21 protein-coding genes are annotated in these 22,851 nt (G+C 64.1%); 10 read left to right on the top strand and 11 right to left on the bottom strand.

Annotation, left to right across the window (positions count from 1 at the left end):
- Window positions 1–21: 21 nt before the first annotated feature.
- The 5 genes from AC07VL_RS19730 (at window position 22) to AC07VL_RS19710 (ending at window position 4,771) form a co-directional block, all read left to right on the top strand.
- Window positions 22–1,929, top strand: coding sequence for a sensor histidine kinase (locus AC07VL_RS19730; RefSeq protein ID WP_494807329.1), 1,908 nt, complete (start codon window positions 22–24; stop codon window positions 1,927–1,929).
- On the top strand, window positions 1,916–3,262 hold the full coding sequence (locus tag AC07VL_RS19725) for a sigma-54-dependent transcriptional regulator (protein ID WP_494807328.1): 1,347 nt from the start codon (window positions 1,916–1,918) through the stop codon (window positions 3,260–3,262). Before AC07VL_RS19730 ends, AC07VL_RS19725 begins: the two co-directional genes overlap by 14 nt.
- A 103-nt stretch (window positions 3,263–3,365) precedes the next feature.
- Window positions 3,366–3,713 carry a hypothetical protein gene (locus AC07VL_RS19720; RefSeq protein ID WP_494807327.1) on the top strand — a complete coding sequence of 116 codons (348 nt, stop codon included), beginning with the start codon at window positions 3,366–3,368 and terminating at the stop codon, window positions 3,711–3,713.
- Window positions 3,714–3,789: 76 nt separating this feature from the next.
- A complete protein-coding gene (locus AC07VL_RS19715) occupies window positions 3,790–4,470 on the top strand; it encodes a hypothetical protein (protein ID WP_494807326.1) in 681 nt (226 codons plus the stop codon).
- Between the two features lie 52 nt (window positions 4,471–4,522).
- A complete protein-coding gene (locus AC07VL_RS19710) occupies window positions 4,523–4,771 on the top strand; it encodes a hypothetical protein (protein WP_494807325.1) in 249 nt (82 codons plus the stop codon).
- Here AC07VL_RS19710 and pbpC read toward each other — a convergent pair.
- Entirely contained in the window at window positions 4,768–6,873 is a 2,106-nt protein-coding gene (gene pbpC, locus AC07VL_RS19705) for a penicillin-binding protein 1C (protein ID WP_494807324.1), read from the bottom strand. The two genes, AC07VL_RS19710 and pbpC, sit on opposite strands and share 4 nt — an antisense overlap.
- Complete coding sequence (locus tag AC07VL_RS19700) at window positions 6,870–12,617, bottom strand: alpha-2-macroglobulin family protein (RefSeq protein ID WP_494807323.1); 5,748 nt, start codon at window positions 12,615–12,617, stop codon at window positions 6,870–6,872. Before AC07VL_RS19700 ends, pbpC begins: the two co-directional genes overlap by 4 nt.
- A 469-nt stretch (window positions 12,618–13,086) precedes the next feature.
- On the opposite strand from AC07VL_RS19700, the gene AC07VL_RS19695 reads away from it, so the two are divergent.
- Both AC07VL_RS19695 and AC07VL_RS19690 read left to right on the top strand, forming a co-directional pair.
- Window positions 13,087–14,115: an OmpA family protein gene (locus tag AC07VL_RS19695; RefSeq protein WP_494807322.1), complete on the top strand. Its 1,029-nt coding sequence runs from the start codon at window positions 13,087–13,089 to the stop codon at window positions 14,113–14,115.
- 77 nt (window positions 14,116–14,192) lie between these two features.
- Complete coding sequence (locus AC07VL_RS19690; RefSeq protein ID WP_494807321.1) at window positions 14,193–15,140, top strand: YihY/virulence factor BrkB family protein; 948 nt, start codon at window positions 14,193–14,195, stop codon at window positions 15,138–15,140.
- Between the two features lie 60 nt (window positions 15,141–15,200).
- On the opposite strand, the gene AC07VL_RS19685 is transcribed toward AC07VL_RS19690, so the two are convergent.
- The 3 genes from AC07VL_RS19685 to AC07VL_RS19675 form a co-directional block, all read right to left on the bottom strand.
- The gene (locus AC07VL_RS19685; RefSeq protein ID WP_494807413.1) at window positions 15,201–16,295 is read right to left on the bottom strand and encodes an AI-2E family transporter; all 1,095 of its coding nucleotides are present in this window, start codon (window positions 16,293–16,295) and stop codon (window positions 15,201–15,203) included.
- Between the two features lie 177 nt (window positions 16,296–16,472).
- The gene (locus AC07VL_RS19680; RefSeq protein ID WP_215408305.1) at window positions 16,473–16,784 is read right to left on the bottom strand and encodes a BON domain-containing protein; all 312 of its coding nucleotides are present in this window, start codon (window positions 16,782–16,784) and stop codon (window positions 16,473–16,475) included.
- A gap of 82 nt (window positions 16,785–16,866) precedes the next feature.
- Window positions 16,867–17,433 carry a hypothetical protein gene (locus tag AC07VL_RS19675; protein WP_290607306.1) on the bottom strand — a complete coding sequence of 189 codons (567 nt, stop codon included), beginning with the start codon at window positions 17,431–17,433 and terminating at the stop codon, window positions 16,867–16,869.
- A gap of 266 nt (window positions 17,434–17,699) precedes the next feature.
- Between AC07VL_RS19675 and AC07VL_RS19670 the strand changes: the two genes are divergently transcribed.
- From AC07VL_RS19670 to AC07VL_RS19660, 3 genes are all read left to right on the top strand, one after another.
- Entirely contained in the window at window positions 17,700–18,146 is a 447-nt protein-coding gene (locus AC07VL_RS19670; protein WP_494807320.1) for an outer membrane lipoprotein, read from the top strand.
- 63 nt (window positions 18,147–18,209) lie between these two features.
- Window positions 18,210–18,362, top strand: coding sequence for a DUF3309 family protein (locus AC07VL_RS19665; protein WP_010396415.1), 153 nt, complete (start codon window positions 18,210–18,212; stop codon window positions 18,360–18,362).
- A 44-nt stretch (window positions 18,363–18,406) separates the two neighbouring features.
- Window positions 18,407–18,709, top strand: a complete 303-nt coding sequence (locus tag AC07VL_RS19660; RefSeq protein ID WP_494807319.1) for a hypothetical protein — start codon at window positions 18,407–18,409, stop codon at window positions 18,707–18,709.
- 167 nt (window positions 18,710–18,876) lie between these two features.
- Here the strand turns inward: AC07VL_RS19660 and AC07VL_RS19655 are convergent, their stop codons facing one another.
- From AC07VL_RS19655 to AC07VL_RS19630, 6 genes are all read right to left on the bottom strand, one after another.
- Entirely contained in the window at window positions 18,877–20,022 is a 1,146-nt protein-coding gene (locus AC07VL_RS19655) for a patatin-like phospholipase family protein (RefSeq protein WP_494807318.1), read from the bottom strand.
- Between the two features lie 141 nt (window positions 20,023–20,163).
- Window positions 20,164–20,502 carry a hypothetical protein gene (locus AC07VL_RS19650; protein ID WP_290607297.1) on the bottom strand — a complete coding sequence of 113 codons (339 nt, stop codon included), beginning with the start codon at window positions 20,500–20,502 and terminating at the stop codon, window positions 20,164–20,166.
- 53 nt (window positions 20,503–20,555) lie between these two features.
- On the bottom strand, window positions 20,556–20,942 hold the full coding sequence (locus AC07VL_RS19645) for a phage holin family protein (protein ID WP_290607296.1): 387 nt from the start codon (window positions 20,940–20,942) through the stop codon (window positions 20,556–20,558).
- A 17-nt stretch (window positions 20,943–20,959) separates the two neighbouring features.
- Entirely contained in the window at window positions 20,960–21,262 is a 303-nt protein-coding gene (locus AC07VL_RS19640) for an ElaB/YgaM/YqjD family protein (RefSeq protein ID WP_290607294.1), read from the bottom strand.
- A gap of 58 nt (window positions 21,263–21,320) precedes the next feature.
- Window positions 21,321–21,857 (bottom strand): ferritin-like domain-containing protein, encoded by a 537-nt coding sequence (locus AC07VL_RS19635; protein ID WP_290607292.1) that lies wholly within the window; start codon window positions 21,855–21,857, stop codon window positions 21,321–21,323.
- A gap of 89 nt (window positions 21,858–21,946) precedes the next feature.
- On the bottom strand, window positions 21,947–22,846 hold the full coding sequence (locus tag AC07VL_RS19630; protein WP_494807317.1) for an OmpA family protein: 900 nt from the start codon (window positions 22,844–22,846) through the stop codon (window positions 21,947–21,949).
- Between the last annotated feature and the right edge of the window lie 5 nt (window positions 22,847–22,851).

Below are 22,851 nucleotides of genomic sequence, written 5' to 3'. Positions count from 1 at the left end.
TAACCCGACACACGGAGCACCATGGCACTCGGCAAATGGCCCCTGAGACCCGCGCTCGGCCCCCTGCTGGCCGTGGGTTCGCTGCTCGCGCTGGCGTGGGCGTCGTATGCCTGGGTCCAGCAGCGCCAGCTCGATGAACTGCACCGCACGCTCGATTCGCGCGCGGAACTGTATGCGGCCTCCATCGGCGGCGCCCTCAACAAATACGAATTCCTGCCCCTGGCCGTGGCCCAGAGCGATGCCGTGGCCCAGCTGCTGGAGCAGCCCACGCCCGGCAAGGTCGCGCAGATCAATGCCTATCTGATCGACATCAACCGCCGCGCGGGCGCCTTTGCCGTCTACGTACTCGACGACAAGGGCACGACCCTGGCCTCGAGCAACTGGCAAGACCGCAGCTCCTACGTGGGCGTCAACTACGGTTTCCGTCCCTATTTCAAGAATGCCATCGCGGGCGGCATCGGCCGCTTCTACGGCATCGGCGCCTCCACCTTCGAGGCGGGCTACTTCATTTCTCAGCCCGTGCTGCGCGACGGACGCATCCTCGGCATCGTCGCCGCCAAGGTCAACCTGGACTGGATCGAGCAATCGTGGCGCACGCCGGGCGCGGGCGAGCAGATCTGGGTCAAGGATGCGAATGGCGTGATCATTCTGGCCACCACCCCCGCCTTCAAGTTCAAGACCCTGGCGCCCCTGGCGCCGGAAGCGAAGAGCGACATCAGCGCACAGCGCCAGTTCCTGCAAGAAAACCTGCCCATCCTGCCGCACAAGGTGCAGCGCCAGTTCGCCGATGGCGCCAGCGTGATGACACTGGAGCGTCCTCAGTCGGGCGAGTCGCCGGCCCTGTCCGGCAGCGCCGACTACCTCGCCGTGCACCGCGCCCTCGGCCCCCTGGCATGGCAGATCACGGTGCTGGCCGAACTGGACCAGGTCAACGCGGCGGCCCGCAACGCGGCCATGGCCGCCGCGCTGGGCTGGGCCCTGCTGCTACTGGCCCTGATGTATGCGCGCCAACGCCGGCGCCGCATCGCCGACCGCCTCAACGCGCAGCAGACCCTGGCGCGCGCCTATGAACAGCTGGAAATCAAGGTCGAGCAGCGCACGGCCGACCTCGTGCACGCGAATGGCCGCCTGCAGGCGGAAGTGGCCGAGCGCGAGCGGGCCGAGCAGACCCTGCGCTACGCCCAGGCGGAACTGGTGCAAAGCGGCAAGCTGGCGGCCATCGGCCAGATGGCGGCCGGCGTCACGCACGAGCTGAACCAGCCGCTGGCCGCCCTGCAGACCTTTTCCGACAATGCCAAGGTGTTTCTGGCGCGCGGGCGTATCGACGATGCCCTCGACAACCTGTCGACCATTTCCGACCTCGTCAAGCGCCTCGGCTACGTCACCTCGCAATTAAAAGGCTTTGCGCGGCGCAGCGACGATGCCCGCAAGCCCGTCAGCGTGCGCCAGGCCTTCGCGCAAACCATGCTGCAAATCCGCACGCGCAAGAATTCCCAGCGCCTGACCCTGCATGAAAGCTGGTCCGGCGACGACATCATCGTGCTGTGCAACGCCATCGGCCTGGAACAGGTATTCACCAACCTGATCACCAACGCCATGGATGCCGTGCCGGAAGGACAGGATGTGCACATCTGGTTCCAGGCCCGCCGCGAAGGCACGCTGGCCATCGTGCATATCACGGATAATGGCCCCGGCATCCCGCTCGCGTCGCTGGACAAGATCTTCGACCCCTTCTATACCACCAAGGAACACGGACTGGGCTTGGGTTTGTCGATCAGTGCAGGCATACTGCGGGCCGCCGGCAGCGCCTTGGCCGTGCGCAACCGCAGCGCCGCGGAAGGGGGCGGCGCGCAATTTACCATCACCCTGAGCTGCGACCCGGGGGACAAGAATACAGAGACTGGGGACATACCCGATGCACGAAAATAATTTTGAAGGCATGCAAGTGCTGCTGGTGGAAGACGATGCCGTCGTGCGCAAGGGCGCCCGGCAATCGCTGGAACTGGCGGGCCTGCAAGTGACGGCCGTCGCCACGGCCGAGGAAGCGCTGCCCTACCTGGTACCCGAATTTGCGGGCATTTTATTGAGCGATATCAAGCTGCCTGCCATGGATGGCTTGAAACTGCTCGATATCGCCGTGGCGCAGGATGCCAGCCTGCCCGTCATCCTCGTCACGGGCCACGGCGACGTGTCGATGGCCGTGGGCGCCATGCGCCGTGGCGCCTACGATTTCATCGAAAAGCCGTTTTCCGCCGACTTGCTGGTGGAAGTGTGCCGCCGCGCCCTGGACAAACGCCATCTGGTGCTGGAAAACATGAATCTGCGCCGCCAGCTCGAGCAGCGCGTCGGCATCGAGGCGCGCATCGTGGGCCGCAGCGCGGCCATGGCAAAGGTGCGCCAGCTGGTGCTGAACCTGGCGCCCAAGTCCGCAGACATCATCATCCTCGGCGAAACGGGCACGGGCAAGGAACTGGTCGCCCGCTGCCTGCACGACTTCAGCGAGCGGCGCGACCACCCTTTCGTGGCCATCAACTGCGGCGCCCTGCCCGAATCGATCTTCGAATCGGAACTGTTCGGCCACGAGGAAGGGGCATTCACGGGCGCGCAGCGCCAGCGCATCGGCAAGATCGAATACGCCAACGGCGGCACCCTGTTCCTCGATGAAATCGAAAGCATGCCGCTGGCCCTGCAGGTAAAACTGCTGCGCGTGCTGCAGGAGCGGCAGGTCGAACGCCTCGGTTCGAATAAATTGATTTCCGTCAATTTCCGCGTCATCGCCGCCGCCAAGGAGGATTTGAGTGTCCTGGCGGAACAGGGGAAATTCCGTCCCGACCTGTATTACCGCCTGAACGTGGCCAGCCTCACCTTACCCGCGCTACGCAACCGGCGCGAGGATATCCCTTTGCTGTTCGAGTTCTTCGTGCTGCAGGCGGCGCTGCGCTACGGCCAGCCGGCCGCCCTCGTCAGCGGCGAACTGGTCGCGTCATTGATGGCGCAGCGCTGGGCCGGCAATGTGCGCGAACTGCACAATGTGGCCGACCGCTTCGTGCTGGGCCTGCTCGACGACACTCTCAGCCCGGCCGGCTGCCGCGAAGCCTCGCTGGCGGAACAGGTCGACACCTTCGAGATTTCCATCATCGAGGAAGCCTTGCGCCGCCACAACGGCAACGTCATCGACGCGGCCGCCGCCTTGAGCATCCCGAAGAAGACCCTGTACGACAAGCTCAAGCGCTTCGATATCTCGACGGAGCAGTTCCGATAAGCTGAGCAAATGGCCGACACGGCCATGGGGCGGCGTCCTACCCGTGCGGGCGGGCGCCTGTGTGAAAATGCAGGCTCAACCTCATTTTGCACAGGACACCGCCATGAAAACCGCCGCTCTCTTGCTCGCCGCCACCCTGATGACCGTGGGCGGCGCCTGGGTACAAGCCCAGTCGACGACGAATGTCAACCAGACGGGCAACCACACCAACAATCCGAATGACCGGGGCCAGCAATCGGACCAGTCCGACAAGCTCGACAACAAAGGCAGGCTGATCCACGACGCCAAGCCCGGCAAGACGCGCACGGACAAGCGCACGCGGCGCGGCAAGCCCACGGCGGATGACCTGGACAAGCCATATAGTGGCAAGCCCGTGGCCACGCCGGACACCCCGGCCGCCAGCGCCCCCGCCACCTCGCCGCCCGCGACGCCAATCGCGCCAGCCCGCTAAGCCCTGCCGCCAGCGCTGCGCCACATAGCTCCACGGCACGCTATCATCACGCCTTTTCAAGATAGCCAGGATGACAATGAAAGCAGCATGGTGTGGAATGGTGGCGGCCAGCGTATTCGCGGCTGCCAGTGCGCAGGCAGCCCCCACGGTGGGCGAATGCATGGAATTGACGACGGGCGTCAAATTCAGCAAGAACAATGGCGACGCGCAAGTCAACGTCGAGGAAGTCTTCGAAGGCAAGAAACTCAAGGGTATCCAGCTGATCCTCGACGGCGGCGTGCTGCTGGCCACCTCCTACCAGGACATCCGCGACGGCCAGGTCTTCCTGACGGGCACGGTCCATTACAACAAAGACGGCACCGTGCGCAGCAAGAACGTCTACGCGCCGCAGTCAGCTATCCCCGCCACCATGCGCCCGGGCCAGGAAGTGCGCGTGCAGTTCACGGACACGCGAACGGACACCCACTACCCGCTGGCGGGCCTGTCCGACAAGATCACCACCTCCACGCGCACGGACAAGCGCGATTTCTCGATCACCTTCCTGGGCTGGGAGCGCCTGGAACTGGGCGGCCGCCGCTTCCCATACGCCTGCAAGTTCGAACTGCGCGACGTGGGTGGCAAGAGCCGTGGCAAAAGCGGCGAATACGTATGGTATGCGCAGGGTTTCGGCGTGATCATGACGGACAAGATTGACCAGGATGGCGACGTGCAGCCCGCGTACCGCATTGCGCTGACGACGATCATCAGCGCGCCGTAATTTTTAGCAACTTTTGCGCTAGAATCGGTGAAACACACTTTTTTAGGAAGTCATGTCGCCAATCGAACGCAAATGGTGGTTTGCCCTGCCGGTCATGTTCATCGCCATGGCCGCCACGCTGTGGCTGCTCGATTACGCGCAAGTACCACGTACGTACTCTTTCGCCTGGGTCATTATTTTCAGCCTGTGCAGCGTGCCGCTGCAGCGCAGCCTCTCTTTTCTTGTCTGGGTATTGCTGCTGTGGCTGGCGCCGGAAGTGGCGGATAGCAAGCTGGCCAAGGGTAGACGCCACACCGTCTAGTTCAGCTGCGCCAGGGCATTCCCCCGCACCTGGAACGCCACCATCGCTACAGTTTTCCCAGCATCATCGACGAGGGCCAGCGCGTGCTTGCCCGGCACGGGGCGCCAGCTGATGCTCTCGCTTGCTGCGCCCAGGTCCTTGCCGTCGAGCACCCAGCGCAAGGCGTGGCTGCCCTGCGCCTGGAAGAAGACGCGCTGCAGGGCGGGCGGGATGTCGGGGTCGATGGCGAGGATGCTGTCTTCGGCCGGATACACGATGGCGGGCGGCTTGACGGTGTCGCCCACGACGGTGATGACGGCGCTTTCCGTGCCCGCGATAAACCATTCGCGGCGCGGCGCTTCCAGCGCGGGCTGGTACGCCACCATTTGCTGCAGCACGCCTGGCGGGGCTTTCGGGGCATGGCTGGGCACGTTCTTGTGCAGATAATCCATGACGTCGCGCCACACGGGCGCGGCGCCCGTCACGCCCGACACGTCCCACATGGGCTTGCCGTCGAAATTGCCCACCCAGACGCCCACCGTGTAGCGTTCCGAGTAGCCCATGCACCAGTTGTCGCGCATGTCCTTGCTCGTGCCAGTCTTGACGGCGCTCCAGAAATTCGTCCCCAGCTCGTTGCGCAAGCCAAAGGTCATGCTGCGCGCGGCGCGGTCGGCCAGGATATCGCCCACGATAAACGCGGCACCCGCTTCCATGACCTTGCGTTTGTCCTTGCCCGCCTGGCCCGGCTGCAGGCTGGCGGTGCTGTACAGGCCGCCATTGGCCAGCGCGCGGTAGGCGTTGGCCAGTTCCAGCAGGGTCACTTCCGATGACCCCAGCGCCAGCGAGGGGCCGTAGTATTCGGCCGGTTCCGTCAGGCTGGCCAAGCCCACGTCCTTCAGGCGGTTGTAGAAACCGTCCTGTCCCGTCAGCAGCACCGTGCGCACGGCGGGAATGTTGAGGGAACTGGCCAGGCTGGTACGGGCGCTGACGTAGCCCTTGAAATTACGGTCGTAGTTTTGCGGCGCATACATGCCGGACGCCGTGGCGACGTCCAGCGGCGAGTCGTCCATGACGGAGGCGGCCGTCATCAGCCGGCGTTCGATGGCCAGTTCATATAAAAACGGTTTCAAGGTGGAACCGGCCTGGCGCGGGGCCGTCACGCCATCGACGTGGCTGCCGCCCGCATTGCCCACATAGGCGAGGATCTCGCCGCTGCGGTTGTCCAGCACGATGATGGCGCCATCGTTGACATTGCGTTCGCGCAAGGACGCCAGCTGCTGGCGCAGGTTGTCCTGCGCGAAGCGCTGCAAGGGACCGTCGAGCGTGCTGCGGATGGCAACGCCCGATTGCTTGAGCAACTGCTGCGCCACTTGAGGCGCGGGCGCCAGGTCCGCGTACAGGGCCGTGCGCTGCAGGGCCGTCTGCACCCTCTGGCCGATCAGCTGGCAGCTGCTGTCCATGCGCCATTCTTTTGCCAGCGCGCAGGCGCGGCGCGTGACGGAGGCCGGCGGCGCGTTCGGCGCCCGCACGAGGCTGGCCAGGATGATGCCATCCGTCTGGTTCAGGCCCGACGGCGCCTTGCCGAACAGGCTGTAGGAGGCGGACGCGATGCCTTGCAGCTCGCCACGGAACGACACGAGGTTCAAATACGCTTCGAAAATCTGCGCCTTGCTCCAGCTATCTTCGATGGCGGAAGCAAAGCGCATCTGGTCCCACTTCTGGCGCAGGCTGCGACCGCCCGAGGACGCCTGCAAGTCCGCGTCCAGCTGGCCCGCCAGCTGCATGGTGATGGTCGAGGCGCCCCGGGCTTTCTTGGAAAACAGATTGTCCCAGGCGGCCGTGGCCAGCGCGGACACGTCCACGCCGCCGTGGCGCATGAAGCGCTGGTCTTCCGCCAGCAGCACGGCCTGCTGCACGGCGGGCGAGATGTCGGCCAGCGCCACCCACGGCAAACGCCGCGCCTGCATGTCCACGCGCAAGGATTGCAAGGGCGCGCCGCCGCGGTCCAGCAGCTGCGCTTCCGAACTGCGGTAAGCGGCTTGCACCTGGGCCGGCGTCGGCACCGCCTCGGCGAAGACCGGGCCGGCCAGCAGCCCGCCCAGGATAAAAATCAAACTCTTCACTGCGCCACCTTCACGTTCGCATTCGGCGCTTCGCCAAACATTTCCGGCGAATACATCGCTTCGATGCGCGTGGCGGGCAGGCTGAAATCCCCGGCATTGTTCAGGCGCACCGTGTATTCCACGCTCCAGCTGCCCTTCGGCACGAAAGCATAGTAGGCGCGGAAGGCGTCGAAGGCCCGCTCCTCGAACGTAGGCCAGACCCAGCCCGTGGACTTCTCGCCGGCCGTCAGCAGCTGCGAATCGCGGCCCAGGCCATTGCCCAGCACCGTGGCGCTGGCGGGGATCGGGTCGTCGACCACCACCCAGCTCATGTCCGCCTGCGCCGACAAGTCCAGGCGCACGCGGTAGACGTCGCCGCGCGACCAGGCGCCCGCCGTCTTCTGTTCCACGGGCGTCACGGTTTTCTTGATGCTGTAGCCGCTGGAGACGGGCGCCTTGAGCGGGATGGCCGCCAGGCTTTGCACGGTGGCCCACGGTTTGCCCGCGCCGCTGTGCGCGATGCCCAGGGTATCCATGCCCTTCGGCCACGCCTGCAGCACGGGGCCGACTTTCGCCGCGCCATTCCACACGAGGGCTTGTGTATCGCCGCCCAGCTTGACGGCGCTGGCGCCCGTCACGGGCGTCGACTCGAACTTGGCCGAGAATTTGGCGATGGCCAGGGTGCCCCAGGCGTTGGCCACCGTGGTATCCCAGCGGCCCTTTTTCTGGCGCCCCATGCTGCCGCGCACGAGGCGGCCGATGTCGTCCTTCCACGCCGGGTCGTCCATCACGGCCAGTAATAAACGGTTGGCGTTGACGTCGCCCGACACCATCAGCCACCACCAGTTATCCTTGCGCTCGGTCGAAAAGCCCATGGTCGTGCCCTGGAAATTCAGGCGCGCACGCAGGATCTGCTGCGCCTCGGCCAGCAGCGCATCGCGGCGCGCCAGGCCGGGCGTACGCTGCAGCAACAGGCTCCAGTCGATGACGGCGGAGGTCGGCCACAGGTTCGGGCTGATGCTGATGCTCTCCAGCGCATCGGGCGGCACCTTGCCGGAACGCGACAGCGCTTCCAGCGCCGCCAGCTTGCGCACGGCCAGGTCCGTCGTGGCCAGCGCGGAACGGCGCACGATGCGTCCCTGCACGAAGGCCGTCAAGGCTTCTTCCATGCGGTTCTTCGTCTGCTCGGGAATCGCGTAGCCCGCTTCTGCCGTTGCCGACAGCACATAGGCCGTCAGGCTGTCGCTGCCCTGCTCCATGATGGGGAAGTATTTCAGCATGCCGTCGCCGTCCAGGTAGGCGGGCAGGCTGGCGGCCAGCTTGTTCCACGCCTCCTGATCCTGCAGGGCGATGGCCTTCGACGTGTTCTGCTCGAAGCAGGTGTAGGGGTAGGCCGCCATGTACTCGCGCACGCCGGGCAGCTCGCCGCCCAGCTTGGCGACAAAGCTCGTCTGCAGGCCGCCCCGGCCCGGCAAGGCGCCGGCCGGCATCTGCACGGACAGATTCGTCGGCTTCTCGACTTGCAGCAAGGTGGCCTGATAGGTGCGCACGGGCGTGGCCTGGCCCACTTTTTGCGTGATTTTCAGTTTATCGGTGTGGCTACCCGCCTTGGCGCTGATCTCCCACACGACCGTTTGCGCACCCAGAGGCACCTGGTAATCCCAGCCCGTTTCGCGCGCTTCGCCCGCCGCCAGGGTCAAACTCTGGCGCGGCAGCGCCTTACCGGCCGCGCTGGCATTGAGTTCCACGTTCAGGGGCGCTGCCGAGGTGTTGCGCACAGTAAAACCTGCGCGCAGCTGGTCGCCTTCGCGCACGAGCGTCGGCAAGCCCGACATCAAGATCAGGTCTTGCGAGCTGCGGATATCCGTGCTGCCCGTGCCGAACAATTCCTGGCCGGCGCTGGCAATGGCAACGATGCGAAATCCCGTCAAGGAATCGTTCAGCGGCACTTGCACCGTCGCTTCGCCCTTGGCATCGAGCTTGACGGTGGCGTTCCAGAACAGCAAGGTGTCGAACAGTTCGCGGCTGGCGCCCTTGCCGCCGCCACCGCCGGCCGGGAAGGCCTTGCGGCCGAAGTGGCGCTTGCCGATCACCTGCATCTGCGCCGTCGCCGTTTCCACCTGCAGGCTGCGCTGCGCCATCATGGTATCGAGCAGCTTCCAGCTATCGTTGGGCATCAGTTCCAGCAAGCCCGCATCGACGGCCGCCAGCGCCACTTCCGCGCCGGCCGGCAAGGGCTTGCCGTCGGCGCGGCGCACGCGTACGGACACCTCCGCCTTGTCGCGGGTCTTATACACTTCCTTGTCGGACACGACCAGCACGTTCAGCTCATGCGCCTGCCAGCCCACGTTCAGCGGTGCGATGCCCATCTTGTAGGCGGGCTTGCCCAGGTCGACCAGGGCCGTCGGCTGCACGCCATCCACCCTGCCCCGCACGACGAACACGGACACATACACATTCGGCGCGTAATTCGGTTTGACGGGGATTTTCACGACGGGTTCCCGGCCATCGAGCTGGCGCACATAGGTATCGAGGATGCCTTCGCGCTCGACCGTGATCAGCGCCGTGCCCGAACGGAACGGCATGCGCACCTGCAAGCTCGCTTCCTGGCCCGGTTCATAGCGTTTTTTCTCAGGCAAGACATCGATGCGGTCATTGTCGCTGACGTTGAACCACCAGTCGCCGCTGCCGGCCACCCAGGTTTCGCGGTTGGCGACGGCCGCATTGCCGGCCCCGTCCTGCGTGCGCGCGCGCAAAATCAAGTTGCCGCTGACGGGCGCCTTCACGTCGCACACCAGCAAGCCCTTGTTGTCCGTCTTGCCCGAGCACGCCGGGCCCAGCTTGACCACTTCGCTGCTGTTTTCATACGCATAGAAGCCGCCGATCAGGCGCCGGCGGTGCGAATAGCTGTTGCGCTGGAAGAAGTCCACCGCTACAGGCGCATTCGCCACGGGCTTGCCGTCCGTGCCCAGCACGGCGACCGTGAACTTGAAGGCATCCTTGCTCAAGGCCCAGGCGTCGGGCTTGATGCCGATCACGTAGTTCGATGGCCACAGCGGCACGCGGGTGGCGACGGAAGCCGTCTCGCCATTCGCATCCTGGAAGGCCATTTCCGCCACCAGGTCGCGCGGCGTGGATAGCTGCGGCAATTGGTCGATGACGATGCGCGCGCCGCCCGCCTTGTCCAGGGTCAGGCTTTGCGTGCGCGCCGCCGTCGCGCCCGGCCCGGCGCCGCTGCCGCCATTGCCTTCATCCTGCCACTCGCCTTCATCGTCGTCGTAGCCCGTGCCCTGTTTGACGAGGCCTTCCTTCACGTCGCCATTGCTGAAGCTGTACTCGGGATAATCGGCAAACGTCACGCTCTTGTCTTGCAGCACCGTGCGCAGCTTGACGGGCGCATTCGTGGCGGCGCCGCCGGCCAGATACGTGATCTGCGCGTCGAGGGCCAGCTGCTTCGCCTGCACGGCGGGCGCCTTTGGCCCCTGCAGCACGGCTTTCATGGTCGGCACGCGGAACGCTTCCACGCGGAAACTGCCGGACGGGCGGCCCGCCATGGTCACGCTGTATTCGCCCTGCTTGGCGTCGGCGGGTATCACCCAGTCGCTTTCCGCCGTGCCGCTGGCGGACCAGCGCAGGGGCAACTGGTAATTCTGGTCGCTGCCCTGGTGCGTGATGACGACGGAGGTGGCGCTGCCGGGGCCGTTGTTCTTGTCGACCAGGCTCATGCCCTGCCCCGTGTGCTTGCGGATGAAGTGCTTCATATGCACGGTTTCGCCGGCGCGCAGCAAGGTGCGGTCGAATACGGTGGCCAGCAGGGTATTGTCGGCGCGCGTGTCGTCCGTGGGCAAATTGAAACGCCAGGCTTCGATGCCGCCCACCCAGTCCGACAGGGTGAACGTCATGTCGCCGCCGCTGCGCGCACTGATAAAGTAGCGGCCATTGTTCTTGCAGCTGGAATTGGCCAGCTCGCCGGGAATGTGCGCCACGCCGTCCGCGCCCGTGGCGCCTTGCCACAGCAGTTTGCCGGCGCAGTCGCGCACGGCTACCTGCGCTTTCGCAACAGGCGCGCCCTTGTCCAGCGACGTCACCCACACGAGCGACGATTGCGCGCCATGCTTGAAGTGGGCCGCCAAATTCGTCACCAGCGCGGCCGTGCGGATATACGCGGTGGTCGGCTTGCCCAGCAGCACCTTCCCGAGGATGGGGCTGGCCAGCTCGACGACATAAAAGCCCGGCTTCTGCAAGGGGATGCCTATCACTTCGAACGTCTTCCTGCCATCGGCGCGGGGCAGGCTGATGGGCCGCGTGCCCGGCGCGCCGGCCAGCACGGACTTGCCCATGTTGCCCGCATACTGGGCGTAGGGCTGCCAGTATTCGCCCCCGTCGCCATTGCCGGCCAGGCGCTGCATCCATTCGATGACGAACTTGTCGTCATTGTCGGGCACGCGCAGGGTGGCGCCCGTGGCGGCAGCGGATGGGTTCGCGATTTCCTTGCCCGAGAGCACGGGTTCGATATTGCGCACGGTCACGGGCAGCAAGCCGTCGCCCTTCGCTTCGATGATGCCGAACGGGGCGGGGAATTTCAGCAGCGGCGGCTGTTCGCCCGTGCGCACCGTCATGGGGAAGCGCGCGCGGTTGAGCAGGCTGCGGCCCGCGTCATCCTTCAGGTTCGGCGGCAGGTTCAGCACCAGGCTGGTCTGCACGGGGAACGGGCCATTGAAGGTGGCATCCTGCAGGAATTCCGCCTTTCCCTCTTCTTTCGCGATGGTCGGCGCATACGTCTTGCCGCCGCCCTTCAGGGTCATGGCGCGTACCTGCGCCGCGCTCACGGGCGCGGAAAACTGCACGCGCATGGGCAGGAAGGGGATGCACTGCTCCTTGGGATTGCTGCGCTCGCAGCTGAACCTGGCCGTGAAGTCGGGCCGCGTCTTGAAGTGCAGGCTTTGCGCCTTGTCCGTGGCGATGCCGCTGGCGCTGGCGATGCCCTCGCCCCACACGAGCGACACCTTGGCGTTGGCCGGGAAGCTGCGCTTGCATTGCAGCACGGTGACGGGCAGCGGCGGCGCGCCCTTGCTGGCCACAGGCATGCCCACTTTCCACACGACGCCCCGCTTCTTGAAATACACGGTCAGATAGCGGTCGAGAAAGCTCTTGCGCAGGGTCAATACCTGCTCCTGTTCCTTGCCCTTGAGTTGCCGCACGGGGATTTTTTCATTGATGCCATCGGCGCGGCAATACGCGTTCGCGGCCACGCTGGCCTCGTTCGGCACGGCATCGAGGCCCAGCACGAAGATCTGGTTTTCATCGATGTAGGGCTGGCCGTCGTAGGGTACGGCCTCGACGATGGCCGGTCCGCCCGTGGAAAAGCGGTAGGACGCCGTACCCTGCAGGGCCTGGCCCGCCAGATCCTTCAGGCCCGGCTTCAGGGTAAAGCTGCACGCCACGCCGGCCGGCAGGTCGCGCTCGAAATCGTAGTTCCAGTTGCGCTCGTCGGCCCACCGTCCCGCGCCCGCCACGACGGCCGGCTCGGCCTTGCCGCAGTCGATGGCGAACGGCGCGGGCAAGCCCATGTCGCCGAAGGGCACCATCGGCGTGGCGAACTGGGCGCGCACCTGGCGCACGGCCTTGACCGTGCCGCTCGGTGAAAACAGGGCCACGCCGCTGTCGGCCCAGGCCGGCAACACGGCCGCCAGGGACAGCAGCAGCCCGCAGGCGCCGAAGCGGCTCAGGGACAGGACAGGGGGGATGCGGAAGGCCTTGGGCACGGGGTGACTCCTTGATGAAAAGTGGCCGAGCTGACTGCCGCGCGCAAAAGTTGCCCAAGAGAAGCATGGTCGTTCAACAGAACGCGGCAGGAATACAACATCACTGTAATATTAGTTATCAAGCTCATCATTGTTGCTAATATACAGTGGCAAGCTGGTAACAAGTCGTACGATTGCCCCTTGCCGCCACGCCATGAAGCAGACTGTTGCGGCAAAAATTTAGCTTCGATTCAAATTAGTTTTTTTCAACATCCAAGTATTTGTCGTGAATCAGCAACACTATTGATATACAACAATGCTTTGTGCGCCAGCGCACCGACCGCTTGAACCTGGAACCGTATTCTCCAGTCCAACAGCAGTGCATTTATCGCAAGAAGGCGCACCTGGAATTGTTGTCTATCTAAGCATGTCTGGCAGTTGTTGTATTGATGCTGTAGAGAAAATCTCTTATCAACGTTGGGAGTTACTTGTGAATAATCTAAAAAAAATCGCCGTTGCCGCCGCAGTCCTGTGCTCCGCCCTCGGCGCACAGGCCCAGGAAATCAACCCCTCCTGGTATATTCAACCAAGCATCAATGCCATGAAGCCAGATTCGGATTTTTCCACCGATAAAACCGGCTATGGCGCTGGCTTGCGTTTTGGTAAGCCAGTGTCGCCGGACTGGGATGTCCAGTTCGGCACCACCTACGCCCGCTCCAAGGATGGCGGTCGCCGCTACCAGCAAAACACGCTGGGCGTGGACGGCCTGTACATGTTTAACCGCAGCCCGTCGTTCAGCCCCTTCCTGGTAGTCGGTGCAGGCATGCAGCGCGACAAGGACACGGGCCCCCTGGGCGACCGCAGCAAGAGCTCGCCTTACGTGAACCTGGGCCTGGGCTTCCAAAGCAAACTCAGCGATCAATGGTCGACCCAGCTCGATGTGCGCAATGTGCATGGCTTCCTGCGTGGCAACACGTTTGATCAAAGCAAGTCCAGCAACTGGTATGTCAACGTGGGCCTGAACTACGCCTTCGACAAACCGCCGACACCAGCCGCGCCACCGCCGCCACCGCCGCCAGTGCGTGAAGAAGTCGTCGTGGTCGTGCCGCCGCCACCACCGCCACCACCGCCGCCACGCTTCGAGAAAGTGACGATGTCGGCGACGGAACTGTTCGCGTTTGACAGCGCCAAGCTGGGTCCGACACAGACCAAGCTCGACGAAATCGCCCGCGTGCTGAACGCCGCGCCGGACGTCAACAACGTCGTCATCAGTGGTTATGCCGACCGCATCGGTTCGCCGAAATACAACCTGAAACTGTCGCAGCAGCGCGCTGACGCCGTCAAGGAGTATCTGGTGTCCAAGGGCGTTGCCGCCAACCGCCTGACGGCCGAAGGCAAGGGCTCCACCAATCCGGTCGTCACGTGCGATAACAAGAAACGCGCCGACCTGATCAAGTGCCTGGAACCTAACCGCCGCGTTGAAGTGGAACAGATCACCATCGAACGCCGCGTACAGTAAGCAATGCCGGTGGTACGCCACTAGTCAACACCAGTTAAAAAAGGGGCTTTGGCCCCTTTTTTTCATTGAAAGCCACCATGAATTTCTCTACCCGCTATCCGAAACTGGCCAGCCTGGCGCCGTTCGGCAAGCAGATGCGCAGCGTCGTCGTCTGTTCCGTCACCGAATGGCTGGAGCACCGCGCCTCGAGCAAGGGCGCCGCCCTCGCCTACTACACCCTGTTTTCCATCGCCCCCATCCTCGTGCTGGTGATCGCCATCGCCGGCTTTTTCTATGGCCCGGCCGCCGCGCGCGGCGAACTGATGGGTCAACTGGAGGGTTTGCTGGGCACGCAGGGCGCCGAAGCCATCCAGCTGGTACTGGCCGGCGCGAAAAACCATGAACAGGGCCGCATCGCCACCCTCATCGCCAGCGCCCTGCTGCTGTTCGGTGCGACGAGCGTGTTTGCGGAACTGAAAGCCAGTCTCGATGAAATCTGGCAAGTGCCGCCCCTGAAGGAAGCGGGCGCGTGGGACATGCTGCGCACGCGCCTGCTGTCCTTCGGCCTGGTGCTGGTGCTGGCCTTCCTGCTGATGGTGTCGCTGGTGGTGAACGCGGCCATGGCCATCCTCGCCAATTTCTGGGAGGGCGTGTGGAAAGACACGGCCGTGCTGTTTACCGTGCTGTCGAACCTGATCGGCTTTGCCGTCATCGCCAGCCTGTTTGCCGTCATCTATAAAATGCTGCCGCGCGTGCGCCTGTCCTGGCGCGACGTGCTGATCGGCGCCGTGGGCACGGCCTTCATGTTTTCCTTGGGGAAATATGCGATTGGTGTGTACATCGGCAACAGCGGCGTGGCCAGCAGCTATGGCGCGGCCGGTTCGCTCGTGGCGCTGCTGCTGTGGGTGTATTACTCGGCGCAGATTTTCTTCCTGGGCGCCGAATTCACGCGCCAGTTCGCCTTGCAGCTGGGCAGCATGAAGGACATGCCGAAGACGCCGGACGGCGACGTGCAAGTGAAGATATTGAAGCGCCACCAGTCCTGAGCCTGGCGGGACATGGCAAAACGGCGCCTGCGGGCGCCGTTTTTCTGGCGTTGCCGCAGACTATTCGCCCAGCAGCTCCGCCACCACTTCCATGCCCTGCACGCGCTCGGCCACCACCTTCACGATGACGATGATGGGCACGCCCAGCAGCAAGCCCCAGACGCCCCACAGCCAGCCCCAGAACAGCAGGCTGACGAAGACGGCCGTGGGATTCATGCGGGCGATGCGCCCCGTCATCCAGGTCGTCACAAAAGTGCCCACCAGGGTGGCGATGGCCATCGACGTGCCCGTCACGAGCAAGACCATTTCCAGCGACTCGAACTGCAAAAAGGCCACCAGCCCCGTGGCGATGGTGATCAGCAGCGGGCCAAAATACGGCATGATGTGCAGCAAGCCGGCGACGATGGCCCAGGCACCCGCGTTTTCCAGGCCGATGATGCGCAGGGCGATCCACATCAGCAGCGCCAGCAAGCCGTTGGTGACGAGCAGCATGAACATATAGTTCTGGATCGAAGTATTGATGTCTTCCAGGATGTGCACGGTGACCTTCTTGCGGCTCAGCGACGGCCCCGTCAGCTTGACGAGCTTGCGCTTGAAGGTATCGCCCGACAGCAGCAGGAAAAACACGAGGAAGATGACCATGGTGGCCTGGCTGATGAAGCCCATCAGGCCCAGCGAACCGGCCCAGACCCAGTCCATGATCTTGAAGTTGGGGCCGTCGGGGGCGGCGGCCGCGCGGCGCGTGTTGCGGCGCGCTTCGGCGCCGGCGGCCACCTGTTCGATTTCATTGGCCACGGCCTGCATCTTCTGGAAGGTGCTGTTCTTGCCGCCCGTGCTGGCGGCGATCAGGCGCGACAGTTTGTGCGTGGCGGCCGGCAACTCTTCGACGATGGATTCGAATTCGCCCTGGACACGCTCGACCATGACGATGGAGCCGAACAGGATCAGCGCCGTGACGGCCGTGGCGCCGATGGCGCGCGGCACGCGGATCTTTTCCAGCCAGGCGACGACGGGATTGAGCGTATAGGCAATGAAGATGCCGAAAATGACGGGGATGAGGAATTTCTGCGCCCACTGCAGGGCATAGATGAAGCTGACGGTGGCGATGATGCCCAGCGCCAGGCCGCGCGCATTGACGTGCAGCGGCAGGCGCATGGCGGGGTCCAGCGTCTCCACGGGCGTGCCCGGAGGCGGCAGGACTGGCTCAATGGGTGCAGCCACGGCCGGATCGGGCGGGGCATCTGAAGGCTGGATGTGCATGAGATTCCCGCTACGCGCGATGAAAGGCCACAGCGCCAACCCGGAGGCCGGACGCTGCGGCAGGCCTCGCCATTACTTGACGCGGATGTCGTTTTTCACCGATTTCACGCCCTTGACGCCGCGCGCCACTTCGCCCGCCTTGGCTGCGTCCGCTGGCTGGGCAACGAAGCCGCTCAGCTGTACCACGCCCTTGAAGGTTTCAACGTTGATTTCCGTCGATTTCAGGGTAGGCTCGTTGAAGATGGACGCCTTGACTTTGGCGGTAATGGCCGCGTCGTCGATGTATTCGCCCGTGCCTTCCTTGGTCGGGGTGGATGCGCAGCCTGCAACGGCGAACAGGGAAGCGACGAAGAGGCCGGTAGCGATCGATTTAGTGAATTTCATGGTGGTTTCCTTAGGAGTGGTCAATCAATGTGCTCACAATGAGCTTCTTATACCAGTCTGGTGACGGGGCGCCGGATGGCGCTCAGTAGCCGAACTGGGTTTTTGCAGCCTTGATACAGTCATCCTTGGCTGCGCCGGCTAATGCATCGCATTTTTCCGCTGCGACCTTGTACTCGGCTTTTCTTTTTGCTTCACGCGCATCGCTGCGCGCTTCGATGACTTTCTTGTCTGCCTTGGCATCGGCCAGGGCCGCCACCTTGGTGGACTTGGCCAGTTTGACGCAGACATCCTTGTCGTTGCCCGTCAGCGCATTGCAGCGCGCCAGGTCGACGTCATAGTTGGCATCGGCAATCTTGATGCGCGCCTTGGTGTAGGCCCGCAGGGTATTCGTGTATTGCGCCTGAGCAACCGCTTCATCGTAGGTGCGCACGGCCTTCGCTTCGGCGATGCAGACATCCTTCGGGTTGCCCGTGATTTTTTCGCACTCGGCATGCGCCTGCTTGTAATTCAGGGCCGCCCGTTCATTGGCTGCCTTGTAGGCCGCTTTCGCTTCCGGCGTGGCCGCCACGGCTTGGCCGCCCCATGCGGCGCAAGCGAGGCTGACGAGGATGGCGGCACATAACTTGTTCTTCTGCGTATTTTTATTCATTTGCTGCTCCCTGGTGGTGACAAGCATGTCTGCTTGGCATGACTACCGTTTTACGTGGATAGTCGGCCCCCTTCTGTACGCTGCCGTACACAAGCCATTATTTTTGAAACAAGGAGCGATATGGGGAGAAATAACAACGTTTTTGCAAAAAAATCGGCGCTGCCCTGGCGGCGCGGGCGGCAAATAGCTACGTGCGGCAGCGTACAGACCGGGACCATGGCCATGACTAAGATGGTCATACACCCTCACCTCGTCAGGAGAATAAAATGAAAACCAACGCCACTTTGGCTGCACTGATGCTCGCCGCCACCGCCATTCTGAGCGGTTGCGCCACGGGTCCGTCCCAGTCACAACAATACTATCCGGCCAACCAGCCTGAATCGGCCATGTACGGCACCGTCGATTCCATCCAGATCGTGCAGGGCGGCGGCCAGACCAGCGGCGCAGGCGCCGTGGTCGGCGGCATCGCCGGCGCCCTCCTGGGCAACACCATCGGCTCGGGCGGCGGCCGCACGGCGGCCACCGTGGCGGGCGCCGTCGCCGGCGGCGTGGTCGGCAACCAGGTGGAAGGACGCCGCCAGCAGGCGCAGGCTTACCAGATCAGCGTGCGCCTGGATAACGGCGAGTACCGCACCGTGGTGCAGGACAGCGCCGCTGACTTGCGCCCTGGCAACCGCGTGCGCGTCGTCGACGGCCGCGTCTACCGCTATTAATCCACTGGCGGCGCCTGCCCGCAGTCGTCCGCCACACAAATTGCAAGATAACTGGGAGATACCATGGGCACCATCATACTGATCATCTTGATCCTGGCCCTGGTCGGCGTCCTGCCCACCTGGCCGCATAGCCGCAACTGGGGTTACGGTCCCAGCGGCATCGCTGGCCTGGTCGTAGTGATACTGATCCTGCTATTACTGACGGGCAGGTTGTAAAAAAAGGCGCTGCGGCGCCTTTTTTATTTCAAGGAGGAAATATCATGACACGCTACCATATCGTCTTCGCCACCCTGCTCGCCTGCAGCGTGGCGCCGTTCAGTCTGGCACAGACGGCCATGCGGCAGCCGGGCGACCCGCAACGCTGGTACCAGGAAGACCGCACGCCCCAGGCCCAGCTGCGCACCTTGCGCAAGGAAATCAGCGCTGCCCTGGCCGAGGCAAAAAAAGCCTGCCGTTCGGAACCGTCCGCCACGCGCGCCACCTGCCTGAAGGAGGCGCAAGACACGTACCGGCAAGACATGGCGAACGCGGAAAAACTGCGCGAAGCGGCCCATCCGCAGTGACGGCCAGGTGATTGCGACGCCCGGCACCACCGTCGCGGGCGCAAGGTCGCGGTGGCCAGGAAGCGCCCCGCATCTGATACGGGGGCGCCGCCCTGGTAAGGCGGCGCCGGGCCGGTGAGCATCGCCGGCCGCCCATGCCGACGCGCGGCAGGTGGTGACAGGCGTCGCTAGGCGGCGTCGCGCTCGTAGGGCGGCAGCTCGTGCACGACGAGGGGCGTGTCTTCCGTCACAAAAGCCAGCCAGCCGGCCGCCTTGATGGCGCGCAAACCGTCCTGGTAGCCCTGCTCCCAGCGCCACTCGATGGAACCCTTGGAAAAATTGATATCCTTGGCCGCCATATGCCAGTCGCGCCCCGCATACGGCAGGCGCACGATGTGCATGGTGCTGTCGCAGCCGAGCGCCTCCAGCTCTTCCGTCTGCTGGCGGTTGTGCGCCGTATCGGGCAGCTTGGCGTACAGTTCGCGCAATTTGCGCTGTAAGGTGTGCGTGCTGACGTAGTCGGCGATGTGCCGCTTCGAGCGCGAGGCGAACGTGACGTCCTTCTGCCGCGTCTGCACTTCATCGAGGGTGGTCGGCTCCGGCCCTTCCGAACTCCACAGATCGACCATGAACACCAGCGTGTCGACGTGGGGCGTGTCGTCCAGCACGGTTTCCAGCGGCGTATTCGAATACAGGCCGCCATCCCAGTACAGGTCGCCATCGACGCGCACGCCCGCGAAACCGGGCGGCAAGGCGCCGCTGGCGCGGATGTGGTCGGACGTCAGGTGCTGCTGCTGGCTGTCGAAACTGGTGAGGCTGCCGCATTTCACGCGCAGGGCGTTGACGGTCAGGCGCATGCCGCCAGGCTGGTTCAGGTAATCGAAATCCACCAGTTCCTCCAGCGTGCCGGCCAGTTCGCTCGTATCGTAGAAGCTGGCCTCCTCCGCCTGCACGGCTATGCCGGCGGGAAACAGGCTGAAGGCGCGCGGCTTGAAGAAGCCGGGTACGCCGCGCAGCACGGTGTCGAGAGTGGCCAGCCAGATATTCGAGCGGCGCTGCTGGTCGGAAACGAGGTTCATGTCCACGCTGTCGCGGTGCGCCACGCGCTGCCAGAACTGTTTCAGGCGCACGAGGCGGTCCTCGTGCTTGTTGCCGGCCAGGATGGCCGCATTGATGGCGCCAATCGAGGTGCCCACCACCCAGTCGGGCGCCAGGCCATGCTCGTGCAGCGCATGGTAGACCCCTGCCTGGTAGGCGCCCAGCGCGCCGCCCCCCTGCAGCACCAGCACGATGCGCAGGCGCGCAGGATTTAACTGATTGATCGGTGTCTTCATATTCGTCATCAAGATGGCCCCTCTGTCCACCGCGCGGGTGCGGCGTAAATCATTGTAAGGGATTGCGCCAGGCCGCGCCGAGAGATGCGCGCAGGCAAAAAAAACGCCGTCGATGACGGCGTTTTTGTCCGGCGCAGGCGTTCAGCCCTTGCGGCGCAGCCAGCTGGCCGCAGCGGCGGCCACGGCCACCAGCACCAGGGCCGGCTTGACGAGCTTCTTGCGTCCGATGAAGGACAGGGCCGTCAGCACGTAGGGCATGGCGCCCTGCAGGCGCATGCCGCCGGGCGCCAGCAGGGATTCGACGCGGTGGCCGGCGAAACCGACCGCCGTCTCGACCACGCCCTGCAGCAGCGAGTCGGGACGCAGCGCATAGCCCACGTTGGCGCGCGCATGCACGATGCCCACGCGATACATCTCGCCCTGGGCGATCAGCAGGCGCTTGCGGGCCGCCTGCTCCGCCTGTTTGTCGTTATCCGACATGAATTCTCCTCGTAAGGCAGTCCGGGCATGGCGGGGCAGTCCCCGCCCGCCCGCTACATCAACATGTCGCGGTCGGCCTTCAATTCGGCCATGGTGGCCGGCATGGACAGCTTTCCTTGACGCAGCATGGCGCGCGCATACATGACCAGGCCGATGGCCAGCAGTATGAACACGACCGTCATGATCGCCAGGATCTTCCAGCCCAGGCTATCCCAGGCCAGGAAGACCACCAGCACGCTGCCGTAAGCGATGGCAAACAAGCCTGCCACGGTGGCCAGCGCGAAAATGACAATCAGCTGCAGCATGTGATTGCGCACTTCCGACAGTTCGATGGTGGCCAGTTCCAGCCGCGACAACATCAGGCCGACGGCATTCTTGGCCAGCCCGGCGACCGAGCCGATCAATCCAGGCCCCTGGTGAGACGAAGCAGACTTGTCCATATCGCTCCTGAAGTGGATTACTTGCGGCCCAGGATGAAACCGACCAGCACGCCGACGCCAGCGGCAACGGCCACCGTGCGCCATGGGTTTTCTTTCACATAGCCGTCAGCCTGGGAAGCGAGCTGCTTGGTGGCGACGATGGCCGACGCTTGCGCTTCCTGTGCCTTGACGAGGGCGGCATCGAGAGTCTTCATGCCCTTGACGCGCACTTCGTCGGCTTTTTCGCCCGTCAGGGCGGCGGCGGCGCTGAACAGGGCCTGTGCATCCTTGACCAGGGTTTTCACATCGTTATTGACGGTGGTGATATTGTTTTCCAACATGGTTTAGCTCCTTAGCTGTGGATGAATGTAGTTACTATACCTACTTTACTCAAAAACACTATTCCATTAGATCGCGCATATCATCGGCGTGCTCTTCCTCGACAGCCATGATCTTGATCAACAAATGGCGGGTTGTCGGGTCGCTGTCGCCCACCTTGACGATCATCTGGCGGTATGACTCGATCGCCACGCGCTCCGCGATCAGGTTGGCACGCACCATGCTTTGCACGTCTTCGGAGTCATCATACTCGGCATGGCTACGGGCGAGCAATGTTGCCGGATTAAAATCTGGCTTGCCGTTCAACTGCACGATGCGCTCGGCCAGCCAGTCGGCGTGCTCCTGCTCCTGCTGCGCATGTTCCAGGAACTCCGCCTTGATGGTGCCATTGTCGCGCCCGCTCACGGTGTAATAGTGGCGTTTGTAGCGCGCGATGCACACCAGTTCCGTGGCCAGCGCCCCATTCAACAGGGTAATCAACTCCTGGCGATTGCCCTGGTAGCCGGCCGTGACGGCGCCGTCGTCCAGGTTCTTGGCGGCGGCGCGGATGGCGGCCGTATCGATGCCAGCTGGAATCTCAACAGATGTTTGGGTCATGATGCTTCCTTTCAAGTCTTGCATGGGTATCCACCGGCCAGGGAGCGGCCGGTGCTGCCTTTCTACTGCCGCGCCAGGCGGCGCGGCTCTTAACGGCGGGCGGGAATGGCCGTGTTGTCTTCCGACAGCACGATTTCCACCCGGCGATTCAGCTGGCGGTTCGCCGCGCTGTCATTGCCGGCGGCCGGATAGGCGGCGCCGTAGCCTTTCGTGGCGATGCGGTCGCGGCTGATGCCCTGTTCCAGCAGCGCATTGCGCACGGATTCGGCGCGGCGCTGCGACAGTTCCAGGTTGTGCGCGGAACCGCCCGTGCTGTCCGTGAAGCCTTCGATCAGCACGGTGCGCTGCGGGTTGTTTTTCAGCACATCGGCCAGCTTGCGCGCCGTATTCGTGCCATCGGCCGTCAGGTTCGCCTTGTCCGTGCCAAACAGCACGTCGCCCAAGGTAATGACCATGCCGCGTTCCGTCTTCTTGGCGGCCAGGTCGGCCAGCTGCGCTTCCAGGCCGGCGGCGCGGGCTTGCGCATCGCGGGCCGATGCTTCGGCCGCTTGCGCCTGGGCCTTGGCCGCTTCCGCATCCGCTTGCGCGGCCTGGGCACGCGCCGTGGCCTGGTCAGCCTGCTGCGTGCGTGCGTCGAGACGCAACTGGTCGCGCTGCTTGCCGGCATTGGCGATATCGGCTTCGGCCGCCTTCTGCTTGGCGACTTCTTGCGCCGTGGCTATCTTTTGCTTGGCCAGGTAGGCCAGCTTGTCGACCTTCTCGCTGTCTTCCTGGCGCGTGGCGGCCGCGTTGGCCGCTTCCAGGGCAGCGCTCGCCTCGCGGAATTCGCGCGGCGCATACGTCGATACCATGGGGTTCGATTGCGCCGCCATGTAATCGCCGCGCGTCTGGTCGAGCAGGCTGGTGGTGGTCGGGGCGGAGCTGCAGGCGGCAACGAGGGCGGCCATGGCCAGCAGGCCGGGAATGGTGGTGTAGGTGGCTTTTTTCATGATGG

The sequence above is a fragment of the Janthinobacterium sp. GW821-FHT03C08 genome (genome assembly GCF_059420905.1).
The sequence above is the reverse complement of the archived record's forward strand: the minus strand, read 5'-3'. Positions and strand labels throughout refer to the sequence as shown.